Origin of the sequence: Paenibacillus sp. GM2, assembly GCF_900069005.2 — a bacterium.
Taxonomy (GTDB): domain Bacteria; phylum Bacillota; class Bacilli; order Paenibacillales; family Paenibacillaceae; genus Fontibacillus.
Map to the genome: position 1 here is coordinate 937,415 of NZ_LN831279.1, position 19,879 is coordinate 957,293.

Here is a 19,879-nt window from a genome sequence, read left to right on the forward strand (position 1 = left end):
GAAACTTTTGAATTTACCCCGAATGAAAATGAAGGAAATATTAGCTGCGCTTTGTTTTCTCGCCCCGAGTCTGATTGGGTTTGCCGTATTTTATTTAATCCCTTTCGGCAACAGTGTAGGGTATTCGTTCCAAAAACGGATGGAAGGGACGTTTACTATCGCGAACTATACGGAATTGCTAGCAAGCACGTCTTTTCACAAGGCGGCCACCAATACGTTGTGGTTCACCGCGTTCAGCGTGCCTGTCCTCGCTATCGTCTCATTATGCCTGGCTATGATGTTGAATCAGCGGGTTTTCTTCCGCAACTTGCTGCGCACGGCTTATGTAATGCCGCTGGTAGTACCCGTAGCATCGATCGTCATGGTCTGGCAGATTCTGTTCGATTGGAATGGGACAGGGAATGCGATATTGCAGCATTGGGGCATTGCCCGTATCGATTGGATGAAATCGGATTGGTCTATATGGGTGCTTATCCTTATGTTTTTATGGAAAAACATCGGCTATAACGTGGTTTTGTTTTTGGCCGGATTGCAGAACGTCCCGGAGCAGTATTACGAAATCGCCAGGCTGGAAGGGGCAGGCCCGATCCGTAAGCTCTTTGGCATCACATTGGTTTATTTGCTGCCAACCATCTTCCTGGTCATCCTTATGTCCATATTGAATTCTTTTAAAATATTTCGCGAAACGTATTTGCTCGCCGGTCCCTACCCTTATGACCGCATCTATATGATGCAGCACTATATGAACAATATGTTTCAGTCGCTGGACATTCAAAAGCTGTCCGCTGCCGCAGCATTGATGGCCCTCTTTATTGTTGTCCTGGTTGTTGCGTTATTTCGAATCGAGAATCAGTTTCGTTCTTTTATGGAGTAGTGAATGACGACAGGAGAAATTAACATGGGCAAGAAAAAAAAGCAAACTATCGTAATCTATTTACGCACGTTGGTGTTGATTGCAATAGCCTTGATTATGCTCGTCCCGCTTGTACTGACAAACGTCAATTCTTTGATGACAGAGCAGGAAATCCTTACAAATTACAATATGCTGGGGAAATCGGAAACAAGCGAGTTCGCCAATCTGAAATGGATTCCGGATTGGGTATCCCTTGATCAATATTTTAAGGTATTGATCGCTACCCCTCAGTTTCTATATATGTTCTGGAATTCGGTATACATGGTCTTCGCCATCATCATCGGACAGACAGCGCTCTCGGCTATGGCAGCTTTCGCTTTTGCAAAATTACGCTTTCCGTTTAGAGACTCGTTGTTTTTCTGTTACCTCATGGTTATGCTTATGCCGTTTCAGGTGACATTGGTACCCATATATATTACAGTCGACCGTTTGGGTCTGTTAAACAGTCCTGCATCAATCATCTTTCCAGGCATATTCGCTACCTTTGGAGTATTTCTGCTTCGTCAATTCATGCTGCAGATCCCTTCGGCCTATTTGGAAGCAGCCAAAATCGACGGTGCGGGCTACTGGAGAGTGTTCATATCGATCGCCTTGCCGATGGTTAAACCAGGCTTGACGGCGCTGGTCGTGTTATTGTTTGCCGACTATTGGAATATGGTCGAGCAGCCGCTCATCTTTTTGCAAGATGCTCATCTTCAACCGCTGTCCGTCTTTCTTTCTCGCATTCAGGAAGAAACATACGGGGTTGCCTTCGCCGCGTCCGTTCTTTATATGGCGCCTATGGTGTTATTGTTCCTAAATACAGAACGATATTTTGTCGAAGGAATTCAACTATCCGGTATTAAAGGGTAGCCAGCCCTTGATTCACAGAATCGCTTGAGGAGGAAATGGGAATGGAAATGAAGCTCAGACAGCGGCGGATGACGCGCTATCTATTTATCGTATTTTTGTTCGTGCTGGCCGCTTTAACCTTGTTCAGCAATACGTTCCAAACGATGATGCTGCCGAAAGTAACAACAGAACAACCTGTAAAAAAACAGCTTTCTCATGTGATACAGGGGACAGGAACGATTGATTTTTACAAAAAAGAGGAGTTGATCAATGAGAGCGGTTGGAAAATCGAAGATGTCGTAGTGAACGAAAATGATATCGTGAAAAAAGGGCAGATCCTCGTTACGTTTGACGGGTCCAGTATTGAAAGTCAGTTGCTTGATGAGAAGGATCGGTTGGATCAGCTAAAGCTGGACGAAGAAATGATGAAGGAACAATTGAAATTAACATTGCGCGATGATAACGAGGAGGCGGTGCAAAAGGCGAAGCGCGAACTGGAGAAATTACAACTGAATATTAAGATGCAGCAGCGAAAAATTGATCAATTGCGTGAGGATTTGGCGGAGAAAATTCAATTAACAGCACCTTATGACGGAAGGATCGTTGATTTAGACGCAAAGGATGGCATGAACGTTCCCCAAGGAGGGAAGGTGCTGACCCTTGCGAAAACGGATGAAGGGATGTCCTTTTCCTTCGTGACAGATTCGAATTCCGCGGCATTGCTGCAAATAGGAGAAACCCTAAGCGTCCATGTGAAAGGAGAGAAGGACAAGACCGTCGATGGAACTATCGCCGAGATAACAGAAGGTGGATTCAAGGGAGACGCGGGTCAAGGAGGGATAAGTGCGGGGAATGACACAGGAACCGATCAGAATTTGCAAAGAACAATTTCCGTATCGATCAAAGACAGCAGCTTGAAGGGTGGTGAACAAGCGGAAGTATATTTGGACAAGCCGGCCAAGCGACAAGGAATGGTCATCCGTAAAGGGCTGGTTAAGGAGGATAGCAGCGGGAGCTATGTATTTGTTATCCGGGAAAATAAGAGTCCGCTCGGCAATACATACTTGGCGCAAAAAGCTTATCTACAGTTAGGAGAAGAAAGCAACGACGAGATAGTAGTTCTATCTGGACTAAGTCCTGACGGAAGGATCATAGCAGAAACAAGCGAACCGTTGCAGGACGGCAACCGTGTTCGATTGAATTGAAAGGAATGATAAGTGATGAACAGAAGATGGGTATTTCTGATGATAGCTCTTTTGCTGCTATTATCTGCATGCAGCTCGAAAAACACATTATCCGAACCAGCAGGCTCCATACCGCTCGGGGAACGCAAAACGGTGGTTGTTTCCGTAAAGACGTCTAATCGCTTTCTTGAAACTGCCGTTCAGAAATTTGAGGCCCTCCATCCGGATATTAAGATTGAAATTAAGCAGTATGTTACATTTTCGGGAACGGACGACGGCTTCAAGCTTTCAGACGATCTGATGAACACGGAGAAATACGTTCAGTCCGTTCTAACCGAAGCGATGTCCGGAAAAGGGGCGGATTTAATCGAAATGATGGATCTGCCTGAAGATAAATTTGTGGACAAAAAACTGCTGACCAATTTGGATGAACTGATGGCTGTAGATTCTTCCTTCAATAAAAATCAGCTGTATTCCAATATTCTTGAATCTTCACGTATCGATGGCGGATTATATACGATGCCAACGAACTTCATGCTTCTAATGATTGCAGGGGATCAAGAGTTATTGAAGAAGGCGAATATTACGGTTGACGACAAAACCTGGACTTGGGAGCAACTGAAAGCGATCACCAAGGAACTGAAGGAACAAGAAGGCCAAGATTTATACGCCTTCGTCGGGTTTCCGCAGGACTTCGTTGTCTCTCTATTCCTGGAAGGCAGTTATCGCGAATTCGTTCAGGACGAGCGGTCGGTTCACTTTGATTCGGAACAATTCAGAATGTTCATGCAAAATATTAAAACGATGAATGATGAAGGTATCATTAGTCCTGAAATGGACGGAAGCCAAAAGGGTTTATTTTCCTATATGATCAATAATAGAGTACAGTCTTTGTTAGTAAATTTAGTCAATCCAGATACTGTAATACTGCAAATGCCAACAGAAAAGGGCCAATCGCAAGGTTGGATGTACAAATCATCCGTCAAATTGGGGATAAACAGTAATTCGAAAGTTCAGCAAGAAGCGTGGGAATTTCTAAAGTTCCTTGTCTCTGAGGAAATGCAATCTTCAGCGGAAATGATGGGAATTCCTGTCCATAAAGGGGCCGCCGATATGATGCTTCAGGAAGCAGCGCAAAAAATCGCACAGGGGGAAACGGGGACTCTTCAGCCTGGAGTCGTCCCAACAGAAAATGCCGGGCAAGAGGTAATTCCGGACGCCAAATTCGTGGAACAACAGATCCAATATGCAAAAACTATTCTGGAGGGAGCTAAAGTGACTTCTTCCATCGATAAGCAAGTCGATTCCATCATCAAGGAAGAAGTCCAATCGTATTTCAGCGGCCAGAAATCGGCAGAGGACGTAAGCAAGCTGATTCAAAACCGCGTTATGACCTATCTGAACGAGTGACGGTTGTCGATCGAAGTTCTCACTTGCAAGATGTGGGGACTTTAAACGGGTGCTCTTAGCCGGGCCATAGAAAGTTTGGAACTGTCACGCCACAGATCATCTGTGGAGATTTCCGAGTGTACATCATTCGTCCAATCATTTTTGGTGAGGACCGCATCAATTAAATCATAAAGACGAGGGAGGGGAGCTTAACAGCAATGGGGATGAGAGTGGGCAACAGAAGAGGAACGGTCGTGTATACGACAGGTATTCTGAGGAAAAATCCACGAACGCGGTTCGTACTCGTTGATGCGGTCAATCTCGGACAAGCGTCCCGGAATATAACGGTTCAGGTGATCGACTGGTCTAACGGTTCTCCCGTACCGCTAAAGGTAGTTCCGTGCAACACAAGGAGATGCACACAGGTGGTAGGACCCAATAAATCCGTGTTTTTGTATGCCGATGTGTCCAAGGTTCAGTTCAAATACGAAGTTCGGATTATCCAGCCGGCCAACCGTCGCTTTGTGACCAATGTATTTGGCGTAACGAAAACGCCATTTAAGCCGCTGGAAGGCGGCACGGTATTGCAGCATGACCTGGTCAAGATCGGCAGATAAGATTCGGCCGGAATTTACAATTTCAAACAAAAAGTTGGACGGAAAACATGCCGGTTTTCCGTCCAACTTTTTGTTTGCAAGAGGGACTGCGAACCTCTTTTAATTTGCTAAAAAGTCTCTCAGATATGCTTCTATTTTATTAATCGAAGTGACAGAGAACTTTTTATCTTTATAGTTGATAAAACCCTCGTCGATACACTGGGCTATTGAACGATTTAAACTTCTGATCGGTGTACAGACCTCACTGGACAAGGTTTGCTTTGTCAGATGTTCTAAATCGTCGATTTTGTAATGATTCCGTATACTTAATAAGATACGATCTTTAACTGTTAACAGTGATAATTGAGCTAAGGTATCTGAACTTAAAATTAATTTGGAGGCAAGTTGATTTATGATGTAGAAATTAAAATTAAAGTCATTTTTCATCCATTCATAGACCTTTGTCTTATGGATAGCTATCGTTTCACAATTTTGTTGAGCAATAACACCAAGTGTTTTAATTTTTTCATTAAAAATTTCGATCTCCCCAAAACAACTATATGAATCATAGATATATAAGGAAACCAGGGTTCCTGTATAGCTTTGTCTGTACACTTCTGCAATACCTGTAGTTAGAATATAAAGATGATGGTTTTGCTCATGCGGGTGAATAATTAGACTGCCTTTTTCATGTTTTCTATAAATAAATTCTGTCTTTATATGTGCAGGTGCATGATTCACGATATCTCTAAAATCCATATGTTCCCTTCTTCTTTTGGTCATTTGACCTATTTTTCGTTATAAGTCGAACTATATAATAAGGCCAACCAAGATGGGGGGCTTATTATGAGAAAAAAAAGGGCTCATCTGGCGGGGAATTGGTGTGTATATCTGCTAATCTGAAGTTTGGTTAATCTCTCGTCAACGTATCAGCGTGATTTCCGTTTGGACATCGATTGATAATGATTCTCAATAATGGTACGATACTTTTAAAATCCACTAGATTTAGATAGTTGATTTTGAACTTCTTGGTTGACGAGGTGTTCATATGAAGCAGATCATTCGATCCAATAATATACATGGGTATTTTGACGCTATATCTGATGATTTGACCATAAGCGAAACAGATCAGGGAGGAGAACAACGGATTATCCTTTCGCCTTCCTTCGGGGTGGGAAGCATTTCCCGCATGAAGATCAGGCAAGGAATTGAAGTTGTTGTCTCCGATATGGTGCTGGAGGAGGATTGGGATCAGCATATTTACGAGGATCAGGTTTTTGAGATCAATTACTGCTTCAGCGGCGGGGTGGACTGTTTTTATCAGGGCAGCCGTTATTCGACTCAAGTGCCATCCGGCAATATGTATTCGATGGAGGGTAGTGAAATTCATTTGCTCAAGAGAGCCAAACTAAGGTACCAGATTCTCGAAATCCGGTTGTTGCCAGAACAGCTCCTTGGCTACTTTAAACATACCGACGAATATTGCTGGGCGGAGGACTGGCTCAAAAGTCAGAGGAAGCAGATAAGCCCTTTGACAAACTCTGTCAGACTCAGGCGTGCGGTTAACGAGATGATGCATTCTTCTTATTCAGGCGCCTTGAAGAGGCTGCATATGGAAAGCAAGATCATGGAAATTGTTTTGCTTGCCTTGGAGAAGTACACTTCGGACGCTTGTCCAAAGACGGCGTCTGATATCAAAAAACCGGATATGGAGAGGCTTTATGGTGCCAGACAGATTATTGAGGGCCGGCTTGAGGACCCGTTATCTTTGAGAGAGCTTGCCCGCGCAGCGGAATTAAATGAATTTAAGCTAAAAAAAGGGTTTAAAGAGCTGTTTGGTATGACCGTTTTTGAATATATTCGTGATCAGCGAATCGAAAAGGGCTTATATTTAATGCAACATGAACAGCTGAACGTCGGAGAGGCGGCTGCAGCGGTCGGATACAGCAATCCCAGCAACTTCTCTGCGGCATTTCTAAAAAAATACGGCTGTAAACCGGGGCATTATATACAGTCGAACCTGGTATAAGCACAAGTGAATAGAAGCAGACCTAAAAGCGCCTGATCTAACGGGGGCTTTTTTAGCTGTCCGGATCTGACGTTTCTTACTATATGAATGTAAGAGAATTGGAAAAAATACGTTTGCAGCCGAAAACAATCCGTCTATAGGTGGAAGGAACCCCTGAGAATCATTGATAATGATTCTCATAATCGGCGTGAAATTGAATGCCGAACCAAGAATCTAAGGGGGACATTTTTGAATGGCTAATGCAACGAAGCTATGTTTTGATGTAACGATTATCGGCGGCGGGCCGACAGGACTCTTTTCAGCGTTTTATGCCGGCATGAGGGATATGACAACAAAAATTATCGAGGCAGCTCCGTTTCTGGGCGGAAAACTGCCGTATTATTCGGAGAAGTTCCTGTACGACGTCGGAGGAATCGCTGCGATTACGGCCGGAGATTTGACCAAACAACTGGAGAAGCAGGCGAGCACCTTTGAGCCGACGCTAGTATATTCGCAGTTGATTGAAGAAATGGAGCGTTTGGAGGACGGAACATTCCGTTTGACAAGCAATACCGGGGAAAAGCATTTGACGCGTTCGATTTTACTCACAATCGGATTCGGCACGCTTGTGGCCAATAAGCTGGAAGTGCCCGGCGCAGCACAGTATGAAGGCCATCATCTGCATTATAGGCCCGTAAACGTGGAACGGTTCCGGGACAAAAGAGTACTTATCTCCGGTGGGGGCGATACGGCAGTGGATTGGGCACTCGCCTTGGCTCCCCTGGCCCAATTTATCGGCATTGTTCATCGTCGGGAGGAGTTCCGGGCTCACGAAGGAAACGTAGCTCTGCTTCAGAAGCAAGCCGTAGCTGTCATGACTTCTTCCCGGATCAAGGAGATATATGGACAGGATGATCGAATTGACGGTGTAAAGATTGAACGCTTGGATACAGAGGAGCTAACCACATTGGAAGTGGACGAGATCCTGGTTTGCCATGGCTCAAGGCCTGATTTGGGGGGAATCAAGGATTGGGGGCTGGCGATCGAACAGGACCGGATTCTTGTAGATGCATGGATGCAAACCTCGGTAGAAGGTATCTTTGCGGCGGGCGATGTTGTGGAATATCCGGGCAAATTGCCGGGCCTAATTGCGGGTGGCTTTACAGAGGGGCCGGCTGCTGTTAACCGCATCAAAGCGTATTTAAACCCACGTCAGGAAGTGAAGCCGATCTGGTCTACCGATCATGCGAAGCTCTCGGCGATTCATAGCGGGTCTTAGGGATCGAAGGTTGATTAGCAGATTTGCTTAGCGTTGTCTAGGGAGAGGAAGGGGCGATACTATACTCGCCCTTTATTGGGTTCCAGATTGAGCAAGCGACAATGGTTCGCCTATTGCCGCTTGCTCAATTTTTTGCGTGATCATTTGAAGTCTTATCTGTTGGATTCTTCATAATTTGCAGCCCAGTGTTCTTCAGCTTGGACTCGATCTTAAAGTCAATGGTAGCTTGCTGATAGAGTTCTGGCCAATGAGTATACTGAGACGTGGGCAGAATGCTTCTGAAATAATTGCCCAGCCGAAAAATATCGGCTTGATCCTGTTGCGTTCGTTTGAACACTTTGGTAGCCCGTTCTTCGATTAACTTGTTAATAGAAGCCTCTAGTTCGGAAGGATCGAGGTGAATGCCGCGTGCGGAATCCATCAACGTCATGGTGGTTTTGGCGCGAATACGAATGAATGGCTTATTGTTGATCATTTTAACTCGCACAAAAGATTTGGAACTCATAATTCTAACGTCCATTTTTTGCGCCGTTTCGATCTCAAAAGGAAACATCTTGTTTGTGACGATACTGGTAATCAGGGTTTCCTCCGGGGTGAGCATTCCCATCATTGTATCTCCATGAAAATAGGCGTTGCCTTGAAGCTTAAATAACGTGACCGGATCACTGCTCAACACGGGGATAAGGTTTTCCTCCAGTGGATTGAAATACCGGCTGAAAATTTCCCATAACGTCATTTTGTTTTTTTGCGCAGTTCCTCCGGCGTAGCTTTCGAAAAAAAGCTTGGAATAAATACCGGACAATTCGCCTGTTGGATAGGGTTGGTCCAGTACCTCCTCCATATCGCCTGATACTACGGTAACGAGGGCATCCAAGGGAAGCGTTCTATCGCGCATGGCAAATTCCAGATAAGGCAGGAATCCTTTTTTTGCCAGTCTTTGATCCAGGAAAATCGTTCTTGTCTGTGATAGATCAATAAATTTAGTCAGCTTAAGGCGGATGCCATCAAGCGCATCTACTACCGTATCCCCGACTTGTTTGACCGTTATATAATCTTTATCCGTTCCCCCTCCGCTAGTCTCCTTGACGCTCGGAAGCGGGAATCTGGCCCAGATCTTTACTTGATTATTCGGAATCTCCTCGATCCCGAGCACGGTAACCAGCAGCCGATTGTCAATGTCTTTCACATCCCAGCAGCCTGAGAGCGGCAGCATGAACAGAAGCAGGAGACCAGGAAGGAACAGGGAACGAAATTTGAATCTCATGAACGGGATTTCATCCTTTCTGAAATCATCGATTTCATTACTACCACCAGCGGAAATAAAAACATGAGATATAACCGGAACGGAGTATTTATCATAAGAGCTCTTTCAATCCACTCCCAGGATGGAACAAGGAGTGTGGAAGCGTATGTTATAGCTCCAGTCAGCAAATACAGCAGCTTATCGTTCCAACTGGGGAAAATCACTTTCACAGCTGTGACGATAAGATTCACCATGATTGCCAGTGCTAATATCAGGTATAGCATTGAGGATGAGATGAACACGGCAGTTAAATTTTCAATAATAAGCCAGTAATGATATATAGTATCCATTTTGGATATGTACGGTAAGGTTAAATTCCGCGACATTTCAGCTCCAAAGGTTAGCACGGGGAGGTACACCGAGCCTAAGATCAGCGGTATGAAGCAAATAGTCGCTGCAGCATACGATTTCCACAGCTTGCCGGGCTTTTTACTGAATTGACCGCAAACTGCAAGATATAAATAAGCGGTCCAAATACATGATGAAGCATAGAAGCGGGGGCTTGTGAGAAAATCGCCCGTACTCTGAAGCCAGGGTTTGCCCAAGTATAGATGAGTGTCGCTCATCGCCAAGAGAAACAAAATAATTGAAATCGGAAAGCTGACTAACAAAAAGATCGAAGCCGTCCGTACGATCGATCCAAATCCGCCGGATGCCAAAAATACGGCAATCCAGATAATCCCGTTAAGCACCCACCCTGGTGTTGTATGCAGGATCGTCATGCCGATGATCTCGGTGTGCGCGCTGATCATGACGACCATGGAACGCCACATATACCAGATGAGGGGCAGCACAAATAACAAAATTCCCAGCCAGCCGAGTTCTTTCTTTACGATCGTGAAGGCATCCTTTCCCTGATGCAGGGCCATCATCCGGCTGAAGAGCCAAGCCCCTACAAGGGATAGCAGCATCCATATCATGATGGGGATCCAAAAGCCATGGCTGGTGGAATTAATCACGAGATAGGGATATAGATAAAAGGAAATCGCCCCTAATACCATAATCTGCAATCCGAAAAATTGGGTTGTTGATAAAGCAGTTGGCTTCATTGTCTATTCCCTCTTCCAAAATTCAGCCAATTTGTAAGTGAAAAATGATGGGAGCGTCCAAGTAATCCAAGGCTATTTGATCGCGCTCTTGCATCTGGTCCAAGTGGAGTTAAATAGGAGATGCCAAAGGATTTAATTCGCGACAGGCAGATAACCATGATGGAGAAGGAGAACACAATCCCCAGTACGCCGAGCAAGCTCGCCCCAGCTAAAAAGAAGTATTTCAATATGCGCTGCACTAATCCCATTTGATAATCTACAACGATAAAATTGGTTAAGGCTGTGGTAGCCGACACGATTACTAGCAGGTTGCTGACAATGTTGGCCTGAATAATGGCTTGTCCAAGCACGACGCCCCCGACCATAGTCACTGTGGCGCTAATCGAGCGCGGCAGGCGAACGCCCGCCTCGACGATGCAATCCAATAAAAACAACATAAGCAGTGATTCCATCCATACCGGGTAAGGAACGCCTTCCCGGCTTGCCGAAGCGCCGAGATTGATCTCCAGCCGGTTGATGTCAATATTTACAGACGTAATCGCAATATAGAAGGCAGGGAGAAACAGATTCAGCATGACGGCTACAAACCGCAGCACTCTCATAAAAACAGCGATAAAAGGAGTAAGATATTGATCCTCAGCGGATTCCCAAAAATCAAAGTAGGAGCCGGGAGCAATGATGGAAAACGGAGTGCCGTCGAGAAAAATCACGACTTTTCCATTCAACAAGGAAGCGGAGGCCCGGTCCGGACGCTCGGTGGTCACCGCGACTGGAAATAAACCGGTCTTCGGGTTGAGCAAGCGCAGCAATTCCCCCGATTCCTGCACACTGTCCGTTTGAATGCTGCTGATTTTATCGCGTGTATATTGAATAAGTCCCGGATCGGTGACGCCTTCCAGATACATCATCCCTACTTTGGTATGCGTGATTTCGCCAAGGGTCGTTTCCCAAATTTTTAGGCGGGGCGTTCGCATGCGTTGACGAACCAGCCCGATATTCGTGGGATAGTGCTCATTAAAAGAATACATCGGCCCCTGGATGACATTTTCGGTTTGCGGCTGCTGCAACCCCCGCTGCTGAGGATTTTCGGTATCCAGGATTATTCCGTTGGAGGAATTACGGCTGCAGAGGATGGTCTTCCCGGCACAAACTGATTTTTCACATTCCTTATAGTTTCCAACTGCGTATTTGCTGCCAATATAACTATCCAGATTGGTTTCAGTCGCGTCCTCCAGTACTTCTAATTGGAATTTCATGTGGCCCGACCCAGTTAGGGACGTAAGGGAACAAAGATAGATTTGCTCCTTGTCCACCTGTCCTACACCTACGGCTTGATAATCTGCGGCATTCTGAAAAGCTTGTTCTAGCTGTGAGAATAAAGGCTCACCCTGATCGTGAGATAAATGTTGAAATATTGAGCGGATTCGTTGTTTTTCCAATTCATTCATCATCCTTCATATGTGTGAGATATCGATATCTCACGCAGTTTACCCCTAATATTTCATGAAAAGAGATAATTTATGCTATTTTGACAAAGTAAGTTATGTTAATATTTACTGTTCAATGGAGAGCATCTTATTACAGATGGGAGAAAATAAACAAAAAGCTTGATATTGATAATCATTATCATTAAGATATATAAAGAGCTAATTTGCTTATTACGATATCCGATGGATGACATATTTGAATGTTATTCAAATCGAAGAGTGGAGGAGAAACCAGACAGACTATGAAACTTATATCTAGCAAAAAAATGTTGCTTGCGCTGCTGATGAGCTTTGCCGTTGTGGTCAGTGCATGCGGCGATAAGGCACAAAATTCCGGTTCAGGGGAAGATAGCGCTTCGAAGGATACTGCGCAGGAGCGCGTACTGACCGACGCTCTCGGGAATGAGGTAAAGGTACCGGCACATCCGCAGCGAATCATCGCAACCTATTTGGAGGATCATCTGCTGACGCTTGGCGTAAAGCCGGTTGCCCAGTGGTCGATCAAAGGAGATGGGGTGCAGAACTATCTGCAAGACCAATTGGCGGAAATTCCGAAAATACCGTATGATTTGCCTTATGAATCCGTTATGAGTTTTGAGCCTGACTTGATTATTCTGGGCGGAGCGGATATGGCTGCGGACGGCAAGTACGAGCAGTACTCCAAAATTGCCCCTACTTACGTTGTCGGCAAAGAAAAGAGCAACAACTGGCGCGAGGAATTGAAGGCAGTCGGAGAAGTGCTCGGCAAGACAAAGGAAGCGGAGGAAGCCATCCAGGCCTACGATCAAAAAGCCGCGGAGGCTAGAGAAAAGCTTAAGCAGGTGATCGGCTCCCGTACAGCAGCATCCCTTTGGGTAACGGAGAAAGCGATATTTGTGGTTAGCGACCATCTCTCCAGCGGGACGGTTCTCTACAATGATCTGGGGCTTGCTGAACCTAAAACGGTAGAAGAAATTTCGAAGACGGGTACCGCGAACTGGAATTCAATCTCTATGGAAGAATTCGCCCAGATGGATGCGGATTACCTGTTCATTGTGAACAACCGCGGCGTAACCAAGGAACAGCTGATGAAGGATCCTATTTGGGCCAATATACCTGCGGTCAAGGAAAACCATGTATACGAGTTTGATGATCAATCCAGCTGGCTTTATGCAGGGGCGATTGCAAATTCGAAAATGATCGACGATGTATTGTCATCGGTTGTCCAATAAAGTACAAGAATGCTCTGAAATGAATAAAGATCGGTCTGCATCTCTGCAGGCCGATCTTTTCCGTCCAGCTAACGGGGGAATTACAAATACGAAAAGTAAAATTTAATGGATCATGCCCATGATTTCATGGATGATAAGCTGAGGTTCGCTAAAGTTGATCAAATGTCCCGAACTTGAGGCCTCGACCCATCGCCCATTAGGTAAAGCAGAGACGGATTTCTGATGCGCCTTCATAACGGCTGGACGCACCTTTCTTTCCATCCATGTAATTTTGGTTCCCGTAATGATGCTGATTTCCGTGTTGCCGAGAAAAGGAGGAGTCTCGCGCAGCGCCGCCAGCTCCGTCAAGAACAAATCCGATTCGGCTGCAGCAGTCTTGGCTGAACGGACTGTGAAATCCTCGCGCCGATGCTCTTTGTATACGTCGTCCGGTTGTGCACGGCCGGGGATGCTGCCCAGAAGGCGATAAAGACCAAGTCGGGCCAAAGGAGGAAGAAGCAGACGATTTAAGGCGAATTGTCTTTGTGAGGCCGGGGCGAAATAGAGATCGCATTGTTCATCCGATGGGTCTACCAGAATAAGGCCGCGTATTCTGGCTAAATTCCGGCTTGCGGCTACTCTTATCATCGGGCCGCCCCAGCTATGTCCTACCAGAATAAAGGGGCCCGGACCCAGCGCATCCAGCAGACAGGAAAGGTCATCCGCCATCCTTGCCAATGTTCTTGGCTTATCGTCCGGCTCGCTTTTTCCAAGACCGGCGCGATCGTAGACAACGGCTCGGGTAGCCTTGGCTATAGCGGGATGAACGAGTCCCCAAGTCGAACGGGAGAAACCTAGACCGGACTCGAATACCACTGTTGGGCTTCCTTCTCCCTTGACCATATAGTGTAATCGGCGGCCATTGTTGGTGCTGATGAAAGTACTCGTACCGAATGAATGAGATTGAAACATGAGGCGCATTCTCCCTTCAGGATGCCATAACTCAATAATGATAACGATTATCATTATCAAGTATAGCCGATGCCCCTTTCAAGCTCAATGCTTCTGCAGGTATTTTTAGGATGGGGAATGAGGTGGGTTCTCGGAACGGGGGATATTGAGATTGATATAACATATCGTATGAGGTGGGGGATGCCATGACTGCCCAAATAAATATACCTGATCAAAGCAGCGTTGACCTTTTGAACAATGCATGGCTCAAACTCGTGCAGGTGGAAAAAGTGAAATACAGCGGACAAGAATGGTCGTTTCGAAAGGATCGACTGATCCGGTATCGCATGGTGATCTGCATTGACCCTTGCAGAGTTATAGTAGATGGTATTCCGATATCTGCCGTTACCGGAACGGTTATTCTTTGCTGTCCGGGACAATGGATAGAGACGGGGGGACCTTCAAAAGCAGAACAAGCCATGTATTTTCTTGATTTTGAGCAAGGACTGCTCACCGCCGAGGATGCTGGTAAAGATACGAATACAAAGCCGAATTCCTGTAAGCTTGAATACCGAATTCCTGCTTCTATACGCATCGCCGGTATGATTCATCTTTACTGGGAACGCTTCACAACGGCTGATCAGATGCGGGTTCAGGCAGGTTTCTACGAGCTGCTGGCGCTATTGATTGAGAAGATAGAGCATCGTGATACCGACATGCCGGAGCTGGCCAAGCAAGAGATCGACAGTCGTTACAAGGAAGGGATCACGGTGGACGAGCTGGCTTCATTATCAGGAGTGAGCCGCTATCACCTGATGCGTGGCTTCAAGGAGCGCTATGGAAAAAGCATCGTCGAATATTTGACGGAGGTGCGTCTTCGGCATGCCAAGAAATTAATGCTGGAGAGCGGATTATCGGTTGATGAGATTGCAGACAGGGTTGGCTTCCGAAGCGAATCTTATTTTCGAGCGGTCTTCAAGAAAGAAGTTGGCATTGCACCCGCCGTCTACCTCCGTAATCGAAAGCGCCGAGTGGCAGCGTATAGCTGGCCGATATTAGGATCGCTTCTGCCGCTTCAGGTGATACCGTATGCTGCTCCGGTGGATCATTACTGGACCGATGAGTTCAACCGCAAATACAGCGGTGATATAGAGGTGCCGCTTGGCCACCATTACGACTTCAACCGTCGTGCGTTGCGCAAGGCAAAACCCGACTGTATCATCGGTCTGGATAGCACGATCTCGCCCGATGAAGCGGCCCGCCTGGGCGAAATCGCTCCCGTACTGCTTCTTCCCTGGATGGACGCAGATTGGCGGCAGCATCTTTTGATGACCGCTGATTTTTTGCAAATGAACGAAGCCGCTGCCGCTTGGCTGGAACGTTATGAACAGAAAGCAAGGTCCGTCCGCGAGCGGATTCATAGCGTCGTTGGAGATAAAAAGGTACTGGTATTAAAGGTTGCCGGGGAGGAGATGCAAATTTGGGGCCGCAAAGCCATGACCGTCCTTTATGATGATCTTGGGCTGGCCCCCGCTTCGCTAATGAACCAGATTGATTGGTATGAGGCTGTTGAACTGGAGCGATTATCCGGCTGTGACGAGAACTGTCTGTTTGTTGTTAGCGTAAATGAAGATCTCCGCTCGCAAGCGTATTGGAAGCAGCTGCAAGAGGACGAGGGCTGGCGCGGGCTTCGGCCGGTTCGGGAGAACAAGGTTTATTTGCAATCGGGACACCCGGCATGGGTGTATCCATGGCTTGAGAATTCGGCGCTTTATCATGAACGACAGCTGGCCAGGGTCGAACATTTGATATTGTGCGCAGATTCATAATCATTCCGCATGATTCTGAATATACAAAGTAAAGGCCGTTCGTTATACTCTTAAAATGATAATGATTCTCAATTTCAGGGGGTATAACGAGACATGCATGATATTAACCAATCCAATAATAGGTCACGTAAGTTTCCTATCTTTGCTGCCTTGCCTATGATAGCTTTAATATTCGCACTTGTTCTTGGAGGCTGCGGGAAAAGCGGTAGCGAAGGCGCTTCTTCCAGAGCAGATTCCGCTGCGAATGGACGAGTTCCTTCACAAAATGCGCAGGAAGCGAGTCATAGTAATGAGCAGGAGATCGTAATCAAGCATGATTACGGCGAATCAACGATTCCGGCAAATCCCAAGCGGATCGTCTCCATCGGAATGGAGGATATGCTGCTCTCCCTGGATGTGCCGCTGGTGCAGGCTTTTAGTACGGATGGCTACTATTTGGACGCTCAGATTAAGGAAAAGGGGATTCCGATTAACAGCTCCTTTGACATCAATCTGGAGGCGATTGCCGCAGTTGACCCTGATTTAATTGTTATGAATACGTATATGACGGATCAATCAGGTTACGAGCAGCTGAGTAAAATAGCGCCAACGATTGCTTTTGTCCGCGATAATTGGCAGTCAGCCATTGTTGATATCGGCAGGGCGTTGGGCAAGGAGGGGCAGGCAGATGCATTACTCCAGACGTATGAGGATAAATTGAAGCAAGCCAGGGAAACAATCGTACAAGCGGTTGGCAGAGACAAGACGGTTGCTTTCATTCGTCCGTCAACCAAAGAAGTAGAATTGGATTTCCCGGAGTATGCCTGGACGTATATCCTTTATAATGAATTGGGTCTGAAGCCGGATCCGGCAGTCCTGGAATTTCAGAAAAATAATAAAGAAGATACTTGGGGAGGAACAATGTTGTCACTGGAGAAGCTCCCGGAACTGACGGCGGATTATTTGTTTATGGATTACGGAGCTTCGATGGCCAATGAAGCTGAGTTTCAGCAGGATGTAGCTAAGGCTTCCGGTGTGGAACAATTGAAAGTATGGAAGGCAATACCAGCCGTTGCGAAGGGACAGGCTTATAAAGTGTCCGCCCGTCACTGGGCGCTGAACGGGCCGATCGCCGACGAGATGAAAATAGATGACATTGTAAATATACTGGCAGCTAACCAATAGCTCATTATATGATTCGATAGAGAGTAAAGATCGTTCTCCCGGAGCCTGCTCTGGAGAAGGGCGATCTTTTTTAGTTATTGAAAATGATTATCATTCTCGGTACAATTAGCTTAGATTGGGTACGAAAGGGATGAGGCGATGGATGATCTGAAAATGGCCGAAGAGCGGGAATCGGGAAGAACGAGGGACCGCGATGCCAAAAGAGCAAGCACTCGCGCAACAAGTCAAGGAAACCATGGATTGGACGGGCGGATAACGCAGTCTATTCTGCCAGAGTCTTCTCATGAGGCAGCCCATTTGATTCGCGAGAGAAGAACGATTCGCAAATTCGTCAAGCAGTCCGTTCCGGAGCAGGAATTAACAGCCATGCTCAAGCTGGCAGCGGACACCGTGACATTAGAGCACGATAAAGAGGCTCTGCGATTTATTATATTTGCCAGTGAGGAAGGTAAGCGCAAAGCGGGGGCAGCCATTATGGCTGCTTATAGCAGTCAGGGCTTATACCGCTTGATGCCGGGAAAAGTTGTGCAGGCGATGGCTGAGCGAGTAGCACAAATTCCGCTGATTATGGCTGTTATTATTCGGGAAGGGGCAGATCCTTCGTTCCATGATCGACAGTTGGCGGCGGCCAGTGCGATTGTACAGAGCTTCACATTGCTCGCCTGGGAGCGCAAATTAGGGCTGGTATGGAATACAGAGCCGATTATCGGGCATGAGGCGCTGACGGCCGGGTTGGGGCTTGCCGAGGATGAGCAGCTTGTATGCCTGCTATATATTGGCGGGTATGACAAGCTGCCCAAAGGCAAGCGTCGTACTCCTGCTGCCGATAAATGGACAGTGCTGGGGACACTGCCCAACAAGGAGGATGAGTCATGAGCATATATCCGATGATGGAGCAGATCCGGGAATGCGAACAGTTCGATGAGCGTCCTGTGGATGCTGAGCTGGTACAGACGCTGCTGGAGGAGGCGGTTTGGGCACCAAATCATCATTTACGCGAACCTTGGCGTTTCATTTGGGTGGCCAAGGACTATCGCGGCAAGCTGGAAGAGACACTCGATCTGTCGACGCAGTCAGAGATACGGGCGCAGATTCGTCAAGCTCCGGTTTGTCTCATTGTTGCTGCCCCAATACCGCAGGATGCCCGGGAGGCTAAGGATGACTTTTCCGCGGCCTGCTGCCTGATCCAAAATCTGCAGATCCTCGCCTCGGCGAGTGGGCTTGGGATGAACTGGTACTTGCCACTGCAGCAAGAAAGCGAGATTTTCTGCTCTGCTGCGGGCCTTCAAGCGAATGAGAGAATCGCCGGTGTGCTAGGCCTGGGTTATTTCAGGGGCGATAACATAAAAGAGTCTGATAATACGTCTGTACGGATCGATATCAGATAGGCAGAGGAGATCCGCAAAAGGGTTTTTTGATATCTATGAGCTTCCACGGAAAAGTGGAGGCTCTTTTTTTGTGGCTCCTAAGTCTTCAGCACTAAAAAATATTTTTTGGCCGGGGGGTTATTCGTTCAGGCTTCCAAGTTGATTCGACATAAAGTGAGCTTTTTCTATTTTATTTGATGTTATTTTTTTCACTATTAAATACATCAAAACCTCAATTGAGAGCATCTTCAGACAAAAAGCTTTAAAAATGCATTAAATAATTGATGATCTTGCTATAGAAAGGAGGACAAATGATGAAAGGAATCCCGCCCTAAAATGATATGCGGCAGGAAGTCGTTGTGGAGATTGCACCATCAAAGAAAGGGGAAGAACATGAACCCAAGACCATTCAAAAGGCTTATGGCGGTGGCACTCTCCATTCTCATAAGCCTTAATATTGCGCACGTTCCGAAAGCAGCGGCAGAAGAGCAAATCATCGAGCCTATGAATTGGAACGGCGTACAAAGTCTGATTAATGGAGCTTCTGATTATGCCACTATCGATCTGAGCAAGCTGGAGTCTCCATCTACAGGCGGGCTGTTTACAAGCGCTGAATTTATCACCATTAAAATTCCTCGAGGCAAATCCCTTACCATTAAGGGGAAATCGGGAACAACTTTCAAAAATACAGCGTTTGTATTTGAGGGAGATAACAACATTATCATTGAGGACCTCAATGTACAATCCGCGAATAATCACAATGGCACCACTAATGGCGGTGGTGTTGCGTACGCTCCTCTGTATTTTTCATATGGGGAGAACGTTCTTACCCTCAGGGGAGTAAATAATGTTACGAGCGGACAATCATCAGTAGCAGATAATTATGGCGCAGCTTTAAATGTGAACAGTCAGGCAAGCTTGACGATCACGGAAGATACGCACGCCATTGAAGCAAGCCTGAATGCAACAGGCGGTGCAAGGGGAGCGGGTATCGGCGGCGGAGAACGAGGCGGCAGCGGCTCTATTGCAATTAGCGGCGGTACAGTCAATGCCAAAGGCGGCTCTTACGCTCCGGGTATCGGAGCAGGCGGCAGCGGCGGAACCATTGACAGCATCACCATCGCAGACGGTATTGTTACCGCGACGGGTGCCGATGGCGCTGCTGGCATAGGTCTCAGCTCAGGCACAGGCGGCCAAGTCAATAACATCACCATTAGCGGCGGGTTTGTTTTAGAAAAAAGAGGGTTCCGCACCAACTTTTGATGGGGGGGGGGGGGGGGTGCGGTGTCTTTTACAAATTTAAATGGTGTTAAAAGAAAGAAAAATCAACACCCAAAAA

Annotated in this window: 18 protein-coding genes; 13 read left to right on the forward strand and 5 right to left on the reverse strand. The window is 46.6% G+C overall.

The window, feature by feature from the left end; translation table 11 throughout:
• Positions 1-28: 28 nt before the first annotated feature.
• The 5 genes from BN1360_RS14095 (at position 29) to BN1360_RS14115 (ending at position 4,934) form a co-directional block, all read left to right on the forward strand.
• Positions 29-874 carry a carbohydrate ABC transporter permease gene (locus BN1360_RS14095; RefSeq protein ID WP_229521006.1) on the forward strand — a complete coding sequence of 282 codons (846 nt, stop codon included), beginning with the start codon at positions 29-31 and terminating at the stop codon, positions 872-874.
• Positions 875-898: 24 nt separating this feature from the next.
• Positions 899-1,765, forward strand: a complete 867-nt coding sequence (locus BN1360_RS14100; protein ID WP_068780485.1) for a carbohydrate ABC transporter permease — start codon at positions 899-901, stop codon at positions 1,763-1,765.
• 41 nt (positions 1,766-1,806) lie between these two features.
• Entirely contained in the window at positions 1,807-2,949 is a 1,143-nt protein-coding gene (locus BN1360_RS14105; protein ID WP_068780486.1) for an efflux RND transporter periplasmic adaptor subunit, read from the forward strand.
• Between the two features lie 15 nt (positions 2,950-2,964).
• Complete coding sequence (locus tag BN1360_RS14110; protein ID WP_068780487.1) at positions 2,965-4,338, forward strand: ABC transporter substrate-binding protein; 1,374 nt, start codon at positions 2,965-2,967, stop codon at positions 4,336-4,338.
• 197 nt (positions 4,339-4,535) lie between these two features.
• Positions 4,536-4,934, forward strand: coding sequence for a hypothetical protein (locus tag BN1360_RS14115; protein ID WP_229521007.1), 399 nt, complete (start codon positions 4,536-4,538; stop codon positions 4,932-4,934).
• Positions 4,935-5,033: 99 nt separating this feature from the next.
• On the opposite strand, the gene BN1360_RS14120 is transcribed toward BN1360_RS14115, so the two are convergent.
• Positions 5,034-5,672, reverse strand: a complete 639-nt coding sequence (locus BN1360_RS14120) for a Crp/Fnr family transcriptional regulator (protein ID WP_068780488.1) — start codon at positions 5,670-5,672, stop codon at positions 5,034-5,036.
• 289 nt (positions 5,673-5,961) lie between these two features.
• On the opposite strand from BN1360_RS14120, the gene BN1360_RS14125 reads away from it, so the two are divergent.
• Complete coding sequence (locus BN1360_RS14125) at positions 5,962-6,942, forward strand: helix-turn-helix transcriptional regulator (RefSeq protein WP_068780489.1); 981 nt, start codon at positions 5,962-5,964, stop codon at positions 6,940-6,942.
• Positions 6,943-7,174: 232 nt separating this feature from the next.
• On the forward strand, positions 7,175-8,200 hold the full coding sequence (locus BN1360_RS14130; protein WP_068780490.1) for an NAD(P)/FAD-dependent oxidoreductase: 1,026 nt from the start codon (positions 7,175-7,177) through the stop codon (positions 8,198-8,200).
• Between the two features lie 124 nt (positions 8,201-8,324).
• On the opposite strand, the gene BN1360_RS14135 is transcribed toward BN1360_RS14130, so the two are convergent.
• The 3 genes from BN1360_RS14135 to BN1360_RS14145 are packed head-to-tail and all read right to left on the reverse strand — an operon-like array spanning position 8,325 to position 11,808.
• Positions 8,325-9,464, reverse strand: coding sequence for a Ger(x)C family spore germination protein (locus BN1360_RS14135; protein WP_068780491.1), 1,140 nt, complete (start codon positions 9,462-9,464; stop codon positions 8,325-8,327).
• A complete protein-coding gene (locus tag BN1360_RS14140) occupies positions 9,461-10,552 on the reverse strand; it encodes a GerAB/ArcD/ProY family transporter (protein ID WP_068780492.1) in 1,092 nt (363 codons plus the stop codon). Before BN1360_RS14140 ends, BN1360_RS14135 begins: the two co-directional genes overlap by 4 nt.
• Positions 10,549-11,808, reverse strand: coding sequence for a spore germination protein (locus tag BN1360_RS14145; protein WP_195714263.1), 1,260 nt, complete (start codon positions 11,806-11,808; stop codon positions 10,549-10,551). Before BN1360_RS14145 ends, BN1360_RS14140 begins: the two co-directional genes overlap by 4 nt.
• A gap of 473 nt (positions 11,809-12,281) precedes the next feature.
• Between BN1360_RS14145 and BN1360_RS14150 the strand changes: the two genes are divergently transcribed.
• The gene (locus BN1360_RS14150) at positions 12,282-13,250 is read left to right on the forward strand and encodes an iron-hydroxamate ABC transporter substrate-binding protein (RefSeq protein ID WP_068780494.1); all 969 of its coding nucleotides are present in this window, start codon (positions 12,282-12,284) and stop codon (positions 13,248-13,250) included.
• Between the two features lie 102 nt (positions 13,251-13,352).
• On the opposite strand, the gene BN1360_RS14155 is transcribed toward BN1360_RS14150, so the two are convergent.
• A complete protein-coding gene (locus tag BN1360_RS14155; protein ID WP_068780495.1) occupies positions 13,353-14,201 on the reverse strand; it encodes an alpha/beta fold hydrolase in 849 nt (282 codons plus the stop codon).
• 185 nt (positions 14,202-14,386) lie between these two features.
• On the opposite strand from BN1360_RS14155, the gene BN1360_RS14160 reads away from it, so the two are divergent.
• From BN1360_RS14160 to BN1360_RS14180, 5 genes are all read left to right on the forward strand, one after another.
• The gene (locus BN1360_RS14160) at positions 14,387-16,009 is read left to right on the forward strand and encodes an AraC family transcriptional regulator (protein ID WP_068780496.1); all 1,623 of its coding nucleotides are present in this window, start codon (positions 14,387-14,389) and stop codon (positions 16,007-16,009) included.
• Positions 16,010-16,165: 156 nt separating this feature from the next.
• Complete coding sequence (locus tag BN1360_RS14165; protein WP_195714264.1) at positions 16,166-17,173, forward strand: iron-siderophore ABC transporter substrate-binding protein; 1,008 nt, start codon at positions 16,166-16,168, stop codon at positions 17,171-17,173.
• Between the two features lie 138 nt (positions 17,174-17,311).
• Positions 17,312-18,049 carry a nitroreductase family protein gene (locus tag BN1360_RS14170; protein WP_068780498.1) on the forward strand — a complete coding sequence of 246 codons (738 nt, stop codon included), beginning with the start codon at positions 17,312-17,314 and terminating at the stop codon, positions 18,047-18,049.
• Positions 18,046-18,561: a nitroreductase family protein gene (locus BN1360_RS14175; protein WP_068780499.1), complete on the forward strand. Its 516-nt coding sequence runs from the start codon at positions 18,046-18,048 to the stop codon at positions 18,559-18,561. The genes BN1360_RS14170 and BN1360_RS14175 overlap by 4 nt, the downstream gene beginning before the upstream one ends.
• Positions 18,562-18,933: 372 nt before the next feature.
• Complete coding sequence (locus BN1360_RS14180; RefSeq protein WP_068780500.1) at positions 18,934-19,803, forward strand: hypothetical protein; 870 nt, start codon at positions 18,934-18,936, stop codon at positions 19,801-19,803.
• Positions 19,804-19,879 lie beyond the last annotated feature (76 nt).

Excerpts from the sequence above, each read along its gene's own strand:
- BN1360_RS14095 (WP_229521006.1), top strand. The coding sequence starts at position 29 with ATGAAGGAAATATTAGCTGCGCTTTGTTTTCTCGCCCCGAGTCTGATT.
- BN1360_RS14100 (WP_068780485.1), top strand. The coding sequence starts at position 899 with ATGGGCAAGAAAAAAAAGCAAACTATCGTAATCTATTTACGCACGTTG.
- BN1360_RS14105 (WP_068780486.1), top strand. The coding sequence starts at position 1,807 with ATGGAAATGAAGCTCAGACAGCGGCGGATGACGCGCTATCTATTTATC.
- BN1360_RS14110 (WP_068780487.1), top strand. The coding sequence starts at position 2,965 with ATGAACAGAAGATGGGTATTTCTGATGATAGCTCTTTTGCTGCTATTA.
- BN1360_RS14115 (WP_229521007.1), top strand. The coding sequence starts at position 4,536 with ATGGGGATGAGAGTGGGCAACAGAAGAGGAACGGTCGTGTATACGACA.
- BN1360_RS14120 (WP_068780488.1), bottom strand. The coding sequence starts at position 5,672 with ATGGATTTTAGAGATATCGTGAATCATGCACCTGCACATATAAAGACA.
- BN1360_RS14125 (WP_068780489.1), top strand. The coding sequence starts at position 5,962 with ATGAAGCAGATCATTCGATCCAATAATATACATGGGTATTTTGACGCT.
- BN1360_RS14130 (WP_068780490.1), top strand. The coding sequence starts at position 7,175 with ATGGCTAATGCAACGAAGCTATGTTTTGATGTAACGATTATCGGCGGC.
- BN1360_RS14135 (WP_068780491.1), bottom strand. The coding sequence starts at position 9,464 with ATGAGATTCAAATTTCGTTCCCTGTTCCTTCCTGGTCTCCTGCTTCTG.
- BN1360_RS14140 (WP_068780492.1), bottom strand. The coding sequence starts at position 10,552 with ATGAAGCCAACTGCTTTATCAACAACCCAATTTTTCGGATTGCAGATT.
- BN1360_RS14145 (WP_195714263.1), bottom strand. The coding sequence starts at position 11,808 with ATGAAATTCCAATTAGAAGTACTGGAGGACGCGACTGAAACCAATCTG.
- BN1360_RS14150 (WP_068780494.1), top strand. The coding sequence starts at position 12,282 with ATGAAACTTATATCTAGCAAAAAAATGTTGCTTGCGCTGCTGATGAGC.
- BN1360_RS14155 (WP_068780495.1), bottom strand. The coding sequence starts at position 14,201 with ATGTTTCAATCTCATTCATTCGGTACGAGTACTTTCATCAGCACCAAC.
- BN1360_RS14160 (WP_068780496.1), top strand. The coding sequence starts at position 14,387 with ATGACTGCCCAAATAAATATACCTGATCAAAGCAGCGTTGACCTTTTG.
- BN1360_RS14165 (WP_195714264.1), top strand. The coding sequence starts at position 16,166 with ATGATAGCTTTAATATTCGCACTTGTTCTTGGAGGCTGCGGGAAAAGC.
- BN1360_RS14170 (WP_068780498.1), top strand. The coding sequence starts at position 17,312 with ATGGATGATCTGAAAATGGCCGAAGAGCGGGAATCGGGAAGAACGAGG.
- BN1360_RS14175 (WP_068780499.1), top strand. The coding sequence starts at position 18,046 with ATGAGCATATATCCGATGATGGAGCAGATCCGGGAATGCGAACAGTTC.
- BN1360_RS14180 (WP_068780500.1), top strand. The coding sequence starts at position 18,934 with ATGAACCCAAGACCATTCAAAAGGCTTATGGCGGTGGCACTCTCCATT.